Origin of the sequence: Streptomyces sp. SAI-135 (assembly GCF_029893805.1) — a bacterium.
Lineage (GTDB): Bacteria > Actinomycetota > Actinomycetes > Streptomycetales > Streptomycetaceae > Streptomyces.
The window spans coordinates 3089963-3102896 of sequence record NZ_JARXYP010000002.1 but is presented as its reverse complement, the minus strand read 5'-3'; the positions used below and the strand labels follow the sequence as shown (position 1 = coordinate 3102896).

General features: G+C 71.5%; 12 protein-coding genes. 9 read left to right on the top strand and 3 right to left on the bottom strand.

The window, feature by feature from the left end; all coding sequences use genetic code 11:
- Positions 1-91 precede the first annotated feature (91 nt).
- From M2163_RS18495 to M2163_RS18480, 4 genes are all read left to right on the top strand, one after another.
- Positions 92-244, top strand: coding sequence for a hypothetical protein (locus tag M2163_RS18495; RefSeq protein ID WP_185092818.1), 153 nt, complete (start codon positions 92-94; stop codon positions 242-244).
- Between the two features lie 3 nt (positions 245-247).
- Positions 248-1471: a helix-turn-helix domain-containing protein gene (locus M2163_RS18490; protein ID WP_280851685.1), complete on the top strand. Its 1224-nt coding sequence runs from the start codon at positions 248-250 to the stop codon at positions 1469-1471.
- Between the two features lie 155 nt (positions 1472-1626).
- Positions 1627-2400: an IclR family transcriptional regulator gene (locus tag M2163_RS18485; RefSeq protein WP_280851686.1), complete on the top strand. Its 774-nt coding sequence runs from the start codon at positions 1627-1629 to the stop codon at positions 2398-2400.
- Positions 2397-3245, top strand: a complete 849-nt coding sequence (locus M2163_RS18480) for an SMP-30/gluconolactonase/LRE family protein (protein ID WP_280894494.1) — start codon at positions 2397-2399, stop codon at positions 3243-3245. Before M2163_RS18485 ends, M2163_RS18480 begins: the two co-directional genes overlap by 4 nt.
- On the opposite strand, the gene M2163_RS18475 is transcribed toward M2163_RS18480, so the two are convergent.
- The 3 genes from M2163_RS18475 to M2163_RS18465 are packed head-to-tail and all read right to left on the bottom strand — an operon-like array spanning position 3246 to position 6464.
- A complete protein-coding gene (locus M2163_RS18475) occupies positions 3246-4649 on the bottom strand; it encodes an FAD-dependent oxidoreductase (RefSeq protein ID WP_280851688.1) in 1404 nt (467 codons plus the stop codon).
- Positions 4642-5874, bottom strand: coding sequence for an MAB_1171c family putative transporter (locus M2163_RS18470; RefSeq protein ID WP_280894493.1), 1233 nt, complete (start codon positions 5872-5874; stop codon positions 4642-4644). Before M2163_RS18470 ends, M2163_RS18475 begins: the two co-directional genes overlap by 8 nt.
- Positions 5871-6464, bottom strand: coding sequence for a toxin-antitoxin system, toxin component family protein (locus M2163_RS18465; protein WP_280851690.1), 594 nt, complete (start codon positions 6462-6464; stop codon positions 5871-5873). Before M2163_RS18465 ends, M2163_RS18470 begins: the two co-directional genes overlap by 4 nt.
- A 225-nt stretch (positions 6465-6689) precedes the next feature.
- Here M2163_RS18465 and M2163_RS18460 point away from each other — a divergent pair, with 225 nt between their 5' ends.
- The 5 genes from M2163_RS18460 (at position 6690) to M2163_RS18440 (ending at position 12922) form a co-directional block, all read left to right on the top strand.
- Complete coding sequence (locus M2163_RS18460) at positions 6690-8039, top strand: extracellular solute-binding protein (RefSeq protein WP_280851691.1); 1350 nt, start codon at positions 6690-6692, stop codon at positions 8037-8039.
- Positions 8036-8986 (top strand): sugar ABC transporter permease, encoded by a 951-nt coding sequence (locus tag M2163_RS18455; RefSeq protein ID WP_280894492.1) that lies wholly within the window; start codon positions 8036-8038, stop codon positions 8984-8986. Before M2163_RS18460 ends, M2163_RS18455 begins: the two co-directional genes overlap by 4 nt.
- A complete protein-coding gene (locus M2163_RS18450; RefSeq protein ID WP_280894491.1) occupies positions 8983-9843 on the top strand; it encodes a carbohydrate ABC transporter permease in 861 nt (286 codons plus the stop codon). Before M2163_RS18455 ends, M2163_RS18450 begins: the two co-directional genes overlap by 4 nt.
- 574 nt (positions 9844-10417) lie before the next feature.
- The gene (locus M2163_RS18445; protein WP_280894490.1) at positions 10418-11383 is read left to right on the top strand and encodes an arabinan endo-1,5-alpha-L-arabinosidase; all 966 of its coding nucleotides are present in this window, start codon (positions 10418-10420) and stop codon (positions 11381-11383) included.
- Between the two features lie 21 nt (positions 11384-11404).
- Positions 11405-12922, top strand: a complete 1518-nt coding sequence (locus M2163_RS18440; protein WP_280851695.1) for an alpha-N-arabinofuranosidase — start codon at positions 11405-11407, stop codon at positions 12920-12922.
- Positions 12923-12934: the final 12 nt, after the last annotated feature.

Genomic DNA, 12934 nt, shown 5'->3' with positions numbered 1-12934 from the left:
GTCGACACTGGGTCGACAGGCAGGGTGGGTACCGGGCTTGGATGCTGGGTGGGACGCCGGATCGAGCCGCTCGAGAGAGGCTGCCCCTGCGATGTCCAGACTGCTCGCCGCCGCACTGACCGTCGTGGCCGCCGCACTGCTCGCCCTCGGTGCCGCCCTCGGCATCGTCGCGCTCCTTGAGGCGACGCCCGAGCAGCCCAACACACCCCTGATCACCTACGAGCAGACGGACCAGGGGAGTTGACCGGTGGCCGCCCGTCCGGCAGCCGTGAACAACCGGTCGGCCTGGCATGACGTCCCGCGTCTGAAGGTCCGCCGGTTCGCTGCCATCGCGATGTCCGAGGCCCCCTCGCTCGCGGAGGAGATCCTGCGCGAGATCCGCCGCGAGTACCCCCACCTGCCCGTGGTCCTGGACGAGTCCGGCGAGCCGATGGCCCTGGTCGGCATCCGCCGGGCGATCGAGGTCTTCGTCCAGCACCTGGAGACGGCGGAGGGCCGCCCCACGGTCCCGCCCGGCGTCTTCCAGGAGTTCGGCAGGGGCGAGGGGCTGAACGGCCGCAGCCTGGACTCGCTCCAGGCGATCTACCGCATGGGCGTACGCCTGGCCTGGCGCCGTTTCGCCGACATCGGCCAGCGCGTCGAGATCCCGCCGCCCGCGATGTACGAGCTGGTGGACGCGGGCTACGAGTACCTGGACGGCCTGGTCGACCAGTCGGTCCGGGGTTATGCGGAGGCCGCGGCCCGCCAGGCCGGAGAGCGCCTGCGCCTCCAGCGCCGTCTGATGGAGTTACTCCTCGCCGAACGCCACCGGGGTGATCCGGCGGACGCGCTGACGGAACGCGCGGCCCGCATCGGCTGGCCCCTGCCGAAGAAGGTGGCGGTCGGCGTCCTGCTCCGCCCGGCCCGCGAGGCGGTGCCCCCCGCGGTGGGCCAGAGCGTCCTGCTGGACATGGACTACGAACAGCCCCGCATGGTCGTCCCGGAACCGGACGCGGCGGGCCGCCCCGAACTCCTGCACCGGGCCCTGACCGGCTGGGCCGGCGCGATCGGCCCCCCGGTCCCGTTGGCCGACGCGGCGAAGTCCCTGCGCTGGGCCGAGGCCGCCGTACGCCTGATGGAGCGCGACCTGCTCCCCGCCGGGGACGTGCTCTACTGCACCGAGCACACCGAGGCCCTGGTCCTGCTCCAGCCCGAGGAGCTGATCGACGACCTGGCCCTGCGTTGCCTGGCCCCCCTGCGCCACTGCGGCCCCACCCACGGCCGCCGCCTCGCCGAGACCCTGCTCGCCTGGCTGGAGACCCGCGGCGGGGCCCCGGAGGTCGCGGCCCGCCTCGGCGTCCACCCCCAGACCGTCCGCTACCGCCTCCGCCAGATCCGCGAGCTGTGGGGCGACGAGATCGACGACCCGGACCGCCGCTTCGAACTGGAGCTGGTGCTGCGGGCGCGGCGGTTGCGGGGGGAGCTGGCGTGAGCGACCCGGTGTGACGTGCCGCACACGAAGTGGGTCTTCGTCCTCCTTGCCCATTGCCCGGAGAAACCGCCTGTCGCTAGCCTGTGTTCGTCATGCCGATCGTCTGTTGAAATTTCGAACGCAGACTTCTTAGACGCAAAGGGAGGGGGCCGGTTGTGGGACGCCTCGTACCTGCCGTGACCCGGGCTCTCGACATTCTCGAGCTCTTCCTCGACGGAGACGGGACGCTCTCCGCCCCCGACATCGTGCGCAAGCTCCAGCTGCCGCGCACCACCGTGCACGAGCTGGTGACCACTCTCGCCGCCCGGTCGTACATCGTCCAGGTCCCGGGACAGCCGGGACGCTACCGGCTCGGGGTGCGGCCCTACCAGCTCGGCAGCCGGTACGCCGAGCAGCTGGACCTCGCCGCCGAGGGCCAGCAGGTCGCCCGGTCCGTCGCCGAGACCTGTGACGAGACCGTGCACGTGGCGATCCTGGAGGGCACCGACGTCATCTACATCGCCAAGGTCGACTCGACGCACGCGGTGCGGATGGTGTCGGCCGCCGGCCGGCGGCTGCCCGCGCACTGCACCTCCGTCGGCAAGATGCTCCTCGCCTCCCTTCCCGAGCCGCAGCTCGCCTCCCGGATCCCGGAGGACGGCAAGCTCGTGGCCATGACGCCCAACAGCATCACCGACCCGGCCGCCCTGCGCGAGGCCCTGGACGAGATCCGCCGGCGCGGGGTCGCCGTCGAGAACCGCGAGTCCAACCCGGACGTCTCCTGCGTGGCCGCCCCGGTCCGCGACCGCACCGGGCAGGTCGTCGCCGCGCTCTCCATCTCCGTGCCGATGATCCGCTGGAGCGACGACCGCCGCGGCGAGCTGGAGCAGCTGGCCGCCAAGGGCGCCGCCGAGCTGTCCGAGCGCCTCGGCCACCGGAGCGTGGGATGACCCCGTACGCGCACTACGACGTCGCCGTGCGCGCCGGGGCCACCCTCGGCGAGGGGCCCACCTGGGACGGTGAGCGGCTGCTGTGGATCGACATCCTCGGCGCCCGGCTGCACAGTTTCGACCCCGTCTCCGGCCGCCGCACGGTCCGCGTCCTCGACCAGCACATCGGCGCCGTCAAGCCGCGCGCGGGCGGCGGACTCGTCCTGAACCTGCGGGACGGTGTGGCCCTGCTGGCCCCCGACGACTCCTTCCGCTGGCTCCACCACGAGCCCGTCCCCGGCCGCCGCGCCAACGACGCCGCCGTGGCCCCCGACGGCTCCCTGTGGGCCGGCACCATGCGCTACGACGAGGCCCCGGGCGGCGGCACCCTGTCCCGTGTCACCGGTGACGGCACGCACCGCACGGTCCTCGACGACGTGGCCGTCAGCAACGGCACCGGCTGGAGCCCGGACGGCCGGCTCATGTACTACGTCGACTCGCCGACGCGGCGGATCGACGTCTTCGACCACGAGAACGGGCAGATCTCCGGCCGCCGGACCTTCGTCGCCGTCGAGGACGGCGCCGGGTTCCCCGACGGGCTCACGGTCGACGCCGACGGGTGCGTGTGGGTCGCGCTGTGGGACGGGAGCGCGGTACGGCGGTACACGCCCGACGGCGCGCTCGACCGCGTGCTCACCCTCCCGACCCCGCGCGTCACCGCGTGCGCGTTCGGCGGCCCGGACCTGACCGACCTCTACATCACCACGGCCCGGGTGGGACTGAGCTCCCCCCACCCGGTCGCGGGCTCCCTGCTGGTGGTGCCGGGGGCCGGGAAGGGCGTACCGCAACAGCCGTTCGCGGGCTGACTACTCGAGTCCCGCCTTCTTCAACTCCTCGGCGGTGAGCGGCGGTTCGGTCAACGGCGGCTTGAGCGGCCCGGCCAGCGCCGCCAACAGGACGGACGGTCTCAGCAGCACCTCCGCCCGCCGCTCGAGTGAGGTCACGTCCGTCACCCGGCGGGCGATGCGTCCGTTCCCGGTGGCCGTGTGCAGCAGCCGGGACACGTACGCGGCCACGAGCCGGTCCCGACGGGTCGGCCCCTCCCGCGTCGCCCCCGGGTAGAAGACGTCCTGTCCGCCGGCGAGATCCCAGGCTGCCCCGACGGGCCGGGCGACCGCTTTCTGGACCCGGCGGGACAGCCCCGGCGAGCCGAAGCCATGACGCTCCGTCAACTCTCGTAGCAGCAGGGCGCTCTGTGCTCCCACGGCCAGTCCGTGCCCGTAGAGCGGGTTGTACGCCGCGACCGCGTCGCCGAGGACCGTGAAGTGCTCCGGCCAGGCCGGCATCCGCTCGTAGAAGTGACGGCGGTTGACGGTCGTACGGGTGACGGCGACGTCGGACAGCGGTTCAGCTCCGGCGATCAGGTCGCCGATGAGCGGGTGCCGCAGTTTCTCGCGGGCGAACGGAAGGAAGGCGTCCGCGGCGGCGCCCGGTTCGCCGCCGCGGGTGCCGTTGAGGGTCACTATCCAGCGGCCGTCCTCGATGGGCAGCAGAAAGCCCGCCCGGCCGGGGCCGCCGTCCCGCGGGTCGGACTGCACGTTGACCACCGGGAAGCCCTCGCGGGCCGGCTCGGGCGCGAGATAGAGCCGGCTGGCGTACACGAGGCCGGAGTCGATCTCGCGCTGCTCCGGCGCCGGCAACCCCAGACCGGCGAGCCAGCGGGGCGCTCCCGAGCCCCGGCCGGTGGCGTCCACCACCAGACCGGCTGCCATGGTCCGCTCCCGGCCGTCCCGTTCCCGCACCCGGACCCCGGTGACCGCCCGCGCGTCGCCCGTCAGCCCCAGTACCTCCGTGCCCGCGAGCAGCTCGATCCGGTCGTCGGCCAGCACCCGGGCCCGGACCGTGGCGTCCAGCAGGTCGCGGCTCGCCAGGAGCACGTGGTGCGACTCGGGCCAGCGCCGGAACCAGCCGTGCGGCGAGAGGACGACCATGTCCGTGGTGACCGGGGCCCGACGTGCCCCGGCCGCCAGGAGCGCCCGGGTGATGCCCGGCAGCAGCTGCTCCATCGCCCGGGCCCCGCCCGACCAGAGCATGTGGGCGTGCCGGGCCTGCGGAAGCCCCTTGCGGGGCGCGGGCGCCACGGGCAGGTCGTCGCGCTCCACGACGACGACCCGGTCGGCGTGGCCGGCCAGGGCCCGGGCCGCGAGCATGCCGGTGTGCGATCCCCCGAGGACGACAGCGACTGCGGCGGGGGAGGGAGGTTCAGTCATGCGTGGAAACGCTCTCTGCCGGGACGGCCGCGCGGACACGGACCGCCGAGATCTCGTCGGGGCGGCCCAGGGCCTCGGACACGGCCTGGATCTCCTGGAGCAGGTAGGTGGTGTCGGCCTCGCACCGCCCCTCGCCGTCCGGAGCACGCCCGCGGGTCTCGACGGCGCCCACGATCGCCACCGCGGCCGCCAGCTCCTGTGCCCGGCCGGGATCGTGGCCGAGGGCCAGGGCGGCGCCGTAGGCCCGGCGGCGCAGGTCCTCGTCGAGGAAGCGGGACAGGTACAGCAGCGCGTCGCGGATGTAGGTCTCGCGACGGATCAGGCGCATCTCGGCGGTCGCCCGCAGCGCGAGCGGTTCGCGGCCGCCGGCGACGGTCCGCAGCAGCCGGGCGAGGGGTTTCAGGTTCCGGTAGCGACGGCGCACCAGCCAGCGTTCCTGCAGGTACTGCCCGACGTGCGGGACGATGAAGCCGATCGCGACGAAGGTGGCGGCGATGCAGGCGGCCGAGGGCGCGATATTGGTGTTCAGCCAGTCCAGGTCCCGGCCTGTCCAGCGGGCCGCCACGGCGGTGAGCTTGGCCGCGCCGAAGAGCAGGTTCGTCGCATAGCCGATGCCCAGGAACCTCAGGCCCCAGCGCAGCCAACCGTCGAGGCCGTCGGTCCGGATCCAGTTCCACACGAGCCGAGTCGTGATCGAGCAGGCCACAGCGTGCGCCAGGAGGTAGAGCAGGATCTCCTCGCGCATGAACGGCGTGTTCGCGTAGTAGGTGTCCAGGTCCCGGACCCGCTCCACGGGCACGTCGGCGAGCGCGAACAGCACCCACAGTGCGACGACCACGCCCGCGTAGACCGAGACCACCCAGCGGGTCGCGCGCCGCGTCTGCTCCCGGCGGTCGGTGTGGCCGTTGCGCCAGTGCACGACCAGCAGCAGCCAGGACGCGGACAGCGCGGTGAGCAGGGAGTACACCCAGGGTGCCGCGATGTTGGGAACGCCGGTGACGCGGTTGGTCCAGGCGATGGTGCCGGGGGCCGCGAAGACGAAGACCGCGCAGGCGAACAGCAGCAGGCCGCCCACGGCCCGCAGCAACGGGTCCCGCCACAGCTTGAGGATGCTGGGCAGCTTGATCACCAGGGCCGCGGTCAGGACCACGGCAGGCAGCCAGAAGGAGATGTACAGCCCGGTGAAGAACCCACCGGCGCCTTCGGCCAGGGGGAGGCGCGTCACAGTGTCCTGCCTCCGGACCGGCGGTAGCCGAGGGACCGCTGGACGGGGTCGGGAGTGACGCCGCCCCCTCCGGTCGTGTAGGGCCGGAACGCGGCCGCCAGCCGGTGCCCGAAGTCGTCGGCCTCGGCCTCGTCCGCCTCCCGGGAGCCGTTGCGGGCGGCGACGGTCAGGGCGACGGAGTCCCAGCCGGGCCGTCCGGCGAGCGCGTCCGCCGCGGCCGCGTGATGGTGGGCGTGGCCCGCGTGCAGGTGCCACAACTCGTGCCCCAGGATGACCAGTTGCTGCATCTCCTCGGCCCGCTCCTCGACGATCACGAGGTCGAAGTCCCCGAACTCCACCCACAGTCCGGTCACCGCGATCTCGTCGGGGAACCGCTCGAACCGCAGGTCGACGGGCCGGCCGCCGCGGCGCGCGCTCATCTCCTGGCACAGGATCCGGCACAGTTCGGGCACGTCGGCCGGAGGGCGGGGGGCGGCCCGGACCGCCTGGGTGAGACCGGAGACCAGATCGCGCATGGCCGGGGTCGCACGGGTGCGTCGCAGCGCCGAGGCGATCCGGGCCGCACTCCTGCGCGCACCCGCGATGTCCATCCCACCCCCTGAGCTCTCCCGCCGCCGTAGGACGGGCCGTTCGAGACTACGCGCCCTGAACTGTCCCCGTCACGCGATCCGGCGTCCGGTCCTCGTCCCCTGTTCGACCGGTGGACCGGGGCAACGATTTTCCTGCGCGACCCATTGACTGGAAAGCGCTTCCTGCCTACGGTCCCGTTCGAAGTTACGAGCGCAATTCGAGATCTCGAACAGATGGGGCAGGGAATGGGACGACCTGACCTGAGCCGCAGGCGACTTCTCGCCACCGCCGGCGGACTGACCGTCGCCGCCGGCTTCGGCTTCGCGGCCCTCGGCACCGGGGCCGACGCGCTCGCCTCCGGCGCGGACACCCGGGTGCGCTACTGGAACCTCTTCAGCGGCGGCGACGGCGCCAACATGATCACGATGCTGGACGCCTTCCGCAAGGACCGTCCGGACATCGACGTGAAGGACTCCACGCTCCAGTGGGGCAACCCCTTCTACACCAAACTCGCCATGGCGGCCGCGGGCAACCGCGCCCCCGACCTCGGCGTCATGCACATGGGCCGGGTCACCGGCTTCTCACCGGGCCGCCTCCTCGACCCGTGGGACGTCGACCTGCTCGCCCGGTACGGCGTACGGGAGCAGGACTACAACCCCGCCCTGTGGAAGCGCGGCGTCATCGACGGCAAGCTCTACGCCCTCCCCCTCGACATCCACGTCCAGCTCTGCTTCTACCGCAAGGACGTGCTCAAGAAGGCGGGCCTGCTCGGCGACGACGGCCGGATGGTCCCGGTCACCTCCACCGACGAGTGGTTCGACGTCCTCAAGCAGGCCAAGTCCGCCCAGAAGAAGGGCCTCCAGACGATCGGCCTGTGGACCAACGACCAGAACTTCCAGTGGTGGTTCTTCGTCGCCTTCTACACCCAGCTCGGCGGCCGGTGGTTCGACGCCGACAACACCGAGGTCCTCTTCGACCCCGACAAGGCCACCCGGGTACTGGAGTTCCTCCGCCGCCACGTCACCGACGGGTACGTCATCCCCGGCGCCCCCACCGGCGAGCAGTTCATCAACGGCGCCCCCTTCACCTGGGAGGGCAACTGGTCCGTGCCGGTCTTCTCCGGCGCCGGGCTGGACTACGGCGCGACCCCGCTGCCGCCCGTCTTCGGCAAGCAGGCCACCCACGCCGAGTCGCACGCCTTCGTCCTGCCCCACCAGGCGGGCCGCGGCGGCGCCGCCGACGAGGGCGCCCACGAACTCGCCGCGTACGTCGTCACCCACGCCCTCCAGTGGGCGGCCGGCGGTCACATCCCCGCCTGGACGCCGACCCTCTCCACCGAGGCGTACGAGAAGCTCACCCCGCAGAACGAGTACGTCAGTGCCATGAACCACCAGGCCACCGAACCGAAGGTGTGGTTCGCGGGCTCCACCGGCGTGCTCGCCCAGGACCTCGGCCCGGTCGTCGTCTCCTCCACGATGGGCTCCGCCAAGCCGGCGTCGGTCGCGCGGACCATGAAGGAACACCTCACCAAGCTCCTCGCCTCGAAGAACCCGATGGACGGCAGGACCGCCGCGCAGGGAGGTGCGGTCGCATGACGACCAGCGCTCACATGACGACCGGAGCCGTCGCCGCACCGGCCCGCGCCAGGACCGCGACCGCCGTCGCCACGGTCCGCCGCAAGCAGGGCTTCCAGCACGGGGGTTGGTTCGTCGCCCCGTTCCTGGCGCTCTTCGCGCTGTTCGTGGTCTGGCCGCTGCTGCGCGGTGTCTGGCTCAGCTTCACCGACGCCAACATCTCCGGCGAGGGCGCGAGCTTCGTCGGCCTCGACAACTACCGCGAGGCCCTGCGCGACCAGGCGCTGTGGGACGCGCTCGGCCACAGCGCGTACTTCACGCTGCTGGTCGTCCCCTGCATCACGGTCCTCGCCTTCCTGCTGGCGATGCTCGCCCACAACATCGAGCGCGGGAAGTGGCTGTGGCGGCTGTGCTTCTTCGTGCCGTTCCTGCTGCCCTCGACGGTGGCCGCCAACATGTTCCAGTGGCTGTTCACCCAGGGCATCGGCCTGGTCAACGAGACCTTCGGGCTCGACACGCCCTGGCTGACCGACAAGTCGTACGCGATGCTCGCCATCGTCATCGAGACGCTGTGGTGGACCGTCGGCTTCAGCTTCCTGCTCTACCTCGCCGCCCTCCAGGGCATCCCGGACCACCTCTACGAGGCGGCGAAGCTGGACGGCGCGAACGCCTGGCACCGCATGGTCCACATCACGCTGCCGATGCTGCGCCACATCACCGGGCTGGTGATCGCGCTCCAGATCCTCGCCTCGCTGCAACTCTTCGACCAGGCCGTCGTGATGATGGACTTCGGGCCCGGACCGGAGCTCAGCACCCGCTCCTTCGTGCAGTACACCCTCGAACAGGGCTTCACCAGCTACCGCGTGGGCTACGCCTCCGCGATGTCCATCATCTTCTTCGTGATCATCGCAGTCGTCGCCCTGACCCGGATGCGGCTGCTGCGCAACCGTGAGGAGAGCGGCCGATGACCACCGCCGTACAGGTCCGCAAGAGTCCCCGCAAGCCCTGGACGCCCGGCCAGATCGTCCTCACGCTGCTCGGTGTCGCCGTCTCCGCCGTCTTCGTCGCACCGATCGCGGCCGCGCTGTTCACCTCGCTCAAGTCCGAGGCGGAGGCGGCCGAGATCCCGCCGCACTGGCTGCCGGAGGTCTGGACGGTCCAGGCGTGGAAGGCGCTGTGGGAGACCGGCAACATCACCAACTGGTTCATCAACTCGCTGGTGGTGTCGGTCTGCGTCACCTCCGTCGTGCTGACGGTCAGCGCGCTCGCCGGATACGGCTTCTCCCGCACCGAGTTCCGCGGCAAGAGCGTGCTCATGGGCATCGTGATGTCGGGCCTGATGATCTCCCCGGCCGTCCTCGGCGTCCCCCTCTTCACCACGGTCCAGCAGTTGGGGATGGTCGACACGTACTGGGGCATGATCCTTCCCCAGTGCGCTCCGGCCGCGATGGTCTACATCCTCTACAAGTTCTTCCAGGGCGTGCCGCGCGAGTTGGAGGAGGCCGCGTTCATCGACGGCGCGGGCCGCTGGCGGGTCTTCTTCACGATCGTGGTCCCCCTCGCCCGGCCCTCCCTGGCGGCGGTCGGCATCTTCACCTTCATCGCCTCCTGGAACAACTTCCTGTGGCCCTACATGGTGACCAACAACCCCGACCTGATGACCATGCCGAACGGCATCGCGACCGTCATGAACTCCTACGGCATCCAGTGGGCCCAGCTCATGGCCGGCGGCCTGATGGCTGGCCTCCCGCTGATCGTCGTCTTCGTCTTCTTCCAACGCCAGATCGTCGCGGGCGTGGCCCACACGGGCCTGGCGGGCCAGTGACCCGACAGCACGGAAACGGACGACCGCGTCACGGCGCGGGCCTGGCCGACGGCCGTGACGAGGCGGCAGCCGCCGACCGGGTCCTGCGTCGCACCCGAAGGAAGGCATCAGCAGGGCACGGTCCCACCGCGGCGTCGGCCCGATCACGCCCCGGCACCTGCGTCTCGATGGGTCTGCCGGGGGCCTGCGCTTCGGTGGTCGGTGTGTGGAGAAGGGCGGTGGCAGCCGGGTGCGGTCCCGGTGGGTCGCGGCCCGGGGCGGGGCTCGCCGTCGAGCGTGACCTGGGCGGCCTGTCGTTCCTCGGTGGTCGGTGTGCGGGCGAGGCGGCATCGGCTGGGCGCGGTCCCACCGCGGCGTCGGTCCGGTCGGGGTCCGGGTGGGGCTCGGCGCCGGGTGTGGTCTGTCCGCGCCTGGGCAAGGGCACCGGCTCACCCTGGCCGCACACGTCCTCTCGGTGGCAGGGACCCTCCGTTGCCCGGGGCACGACCCCTACCGCATGCCACCACCGCGTCACGGCCTCGCCGTCCCCATCGCCTCGGTCCCGACGGGCCGTCACCGACACAGGGAGCCGCAGTTGAAGTGCCTCAGAGTCGCCGCCGTTCTGGCCGCCGCCCTCGTCGCGCTCGTGCCGGGGCCGGTGCAGGCGGACACCGGCTATCCCGATCCGGTTCCGATCAGCGGGCAGCAGATCATCCATGATCCGACGGTCGTCCGGCTGAAGACGGGCGGGTACGCGGCCTACTCGACCGGCGGGGTCATCGGGGCCCGGCTCTCCAAGGACCTCCGGCACTGGACCGACGCGGGCAACGCCTTCGCCGAGCCGCCGGCGTGGTGGTACGAGTACAACGACACCGGAGATCCCTGGGCGCCCGACATCTCGTACCGGGCGGGCCGGTACTGGCTCTACTACGCCGTGTCGTCCTGGGGCACCAACCACTCCGCGATCGGCGTGGCCACCTCCCCGTCCGGCCTCCCCGGCACCTGGACCGATCACGGCAAGGTCTTCACCTCCGAGACCACCGACGCCTGGAACGCCATCGACCCGGCGATCATCAGGGCGGACGGCAGGCTGTGGATGTCGTTCGGCTCGTACTGGACCGGCATCCGCATGGTCGAGCTCAGCCCGGCCACCGGAAAGGCCCTCCCCGGCGCCGACGTCCACCACCTGGCCACCCGCCCGGACGCCCCGTACGCCGTCGAGGGCCCGTCCGTCGTGCGGCACGGCCGCTACTACTACCTCCTCGCGTCCTACGACGCCTGTTGTGCGGGAGTGAACTCCACGTACAAGATCAGGGTCGGAAGAGCCACGACGGTCACAGGCCCGTACGTCGACAGCACCGGCAAGCCGCTGTCGGCGGGCGGCGGCGACCTGCTGCTGGCAGGACACGGGAGGTACATCGGCACGGGAGGCGAGTCGGTCTTCCGCACCCGCGGCCAGGAATGGCTGGCCTACCACTACTACGACGCAGAGGACAACGGCACGCCGAAGCTCGGCCTGAACAGGCTCGGCTGGGTGCGTGACTGGCCCGTTGTCCGGTAACTCCGTTCCTGAAAGGTCCCCATGAGCAAGTCCACCGCCCGCTTCACCCTCGACCCCGCCTTCACCGTCGGCGAAGTGAACCCCCGTCTCTTCGGCTCCTTCGTCGAGCACCTCGGCCGCTGCGTCTACACCGGCATCTTCGAACCCGGTCACCCCTCCGCGGACGAGAACGGAATCCGCACCGACGTCCTGGACCTCGTCCGCGAACTCGGCGTCACCGCCGTCCGCTACCCCGGCGGCAACTTCGTCTCGGGCTACAAATGGGAGGACAGCGTCGGCCCGGTGGAGGACCGGCCCCGCCGCCTCGACCTCGCCTGGCGCTCCACCGAGACCAACCGCTTCGGCCTCTCGGAGTACATCGCCTTCCTGAAGAAGATCGGCCCCCAGGCCGAGCCGATGATGGCCCTCAACCTCGGCACCCGGGGTGTCGCCGAGGCCCTCGAACTCCAGGAGTACGCCAACCACCCGGCCGGCACCGCCCTCTCCGACCTCCGCGCCGCCCACGGCGACAAGGATCCCTTCGGCATCAGGCTGTGGTGCCTCGGCAACGAGATGGACGGCCCCTGGCAGACCGGCCACAAGACGGCGACGGAGTACGGCCGGATCGCCGCCGAGACGGCCCGCGCGATGCGCCAGATCGACCCGGGAGTCGAACTCGTCGCCTGCGGCTCCTCCAGCCAGTCCATGCCCACCTTCGCCGAGTGGGAGGCGACGGTCCTCGCCGAGACCTACGACCTCGTCGACTACATCTCCCTGCACGCCTACTACCAGCCCGAGGACGGCGACCTCGACTCCTTCCTGGCCTCCGCCGTCGACATGGAGTCCTTCATCGAGAACGTGGTCGCCACCGCCGACCACATCGGTGCGCGGCTCAAGTCGAAGAAGAAGATCAACCTCTCCTTCGACGAGTGGAACGTCTGGTACATGTCGAAGTGGCACGAGATCGAGAACTCTGGTGCCCGGGACTGGGCGGAGGCGCCCCGCCTCCTGGAGGACAACTACAGCGTCCTGGACGCGGTCGTCTTCGGTTCCCTCCTCATCGCCCTGCTGCGGCACGCGGACCGCGTCACCGTCGCCTGTCTCGCCCAGCTCGTCAACGTGATCGCCCCGATCATGACCGAGCCCGGCGGCCCGGCCTGGCGCCAGACGACGTTCTTCCCGTTCGCCCAGGCCTCGCGGTACGGCCGCGGCGAGGTCCTCGACGTACGCGTCGACTCACCGACGTACGAGACGCGCAAGTTCGGCGAGACCGACCTCCTGCACGCCACCGCGGTCCGTGCCGAGGACGGTTCGGTCACCGTCTTCGCCGTCAACCGCAGCCGGAGCGAGTCGCTGCCCCTCGAAGTCGCCCTGAGCGGCCTCGGGCTGACGGACGTCGTCGAGCACAGCGTCCTCGCCGACGCCGACCCGGACGCCCGCAACACCCTGGACGCGCCCGACCGGGTCGCCCCGCACGCGGCCGAGGGCACCGCGCTGGAGGACGGCACCCTCACCGCCGTACTGGAGCCGCTGTCCTGGAACGTGATCCGGCTCGGCTGAACCGGGCACCCC

Coding starts and splice junctions, on each gene's coding strand:
- M2163_RS18465 (WP_280851690.1), bottom strand. CDS start 6,464: ATGGACATCGCGGGTGCGCGCAGGAGTGCGGCCCGGATCGCCTCGGCG.
- M2163_RS18495 (WP_185092818.1), top strand. CDS start 92: ATGTCCAGACTGCTCGCCGCCGCACTGACCGTCGTGGCCGCCGCACTG.
- M2163_RS18440 (WP_280851695.1), top strand. CDS start 11,405: ATGAGCAAGTCCACCGCCCGCTTCACCCTCGACCCCGCCTTCACCGTC.
- M2163_RS18460 (WP_280851691.1), top strand. CDS start 6,690: ATGGGACGACCTGACCTGAGCCGCAGGCGACTTCTCGCCACCGCCGGC.
- M2163_RS18480 (WP_280894494.1), top strand. CDS start 2,397: ATGACCCCGTACGCGCACTACGACGTCGCCGTGCGCGCCGGGGCCACC.
- M2163_RS18475 (WP_280851688.1), bottom strand. CDS start 4,649: ATGACTGAACCTCCCTCCCCCGCCGCAGTCGCTGTCGTCCTCGGGGGA.
- M2163_RS18450 (WP_280894491.1), top strand. CDS start 8,983: ATGACCACCGCCGTACAGGTCCGCAAGAGTCCCCGCAAGCCCTGGACG.
- M2163_RS18455 (WP_280894492.1), top strand. CDS start 8,036: ATGACGACCAGCGCTCACATGACGACCGGAGCCGTCGCCGCACCGGCC.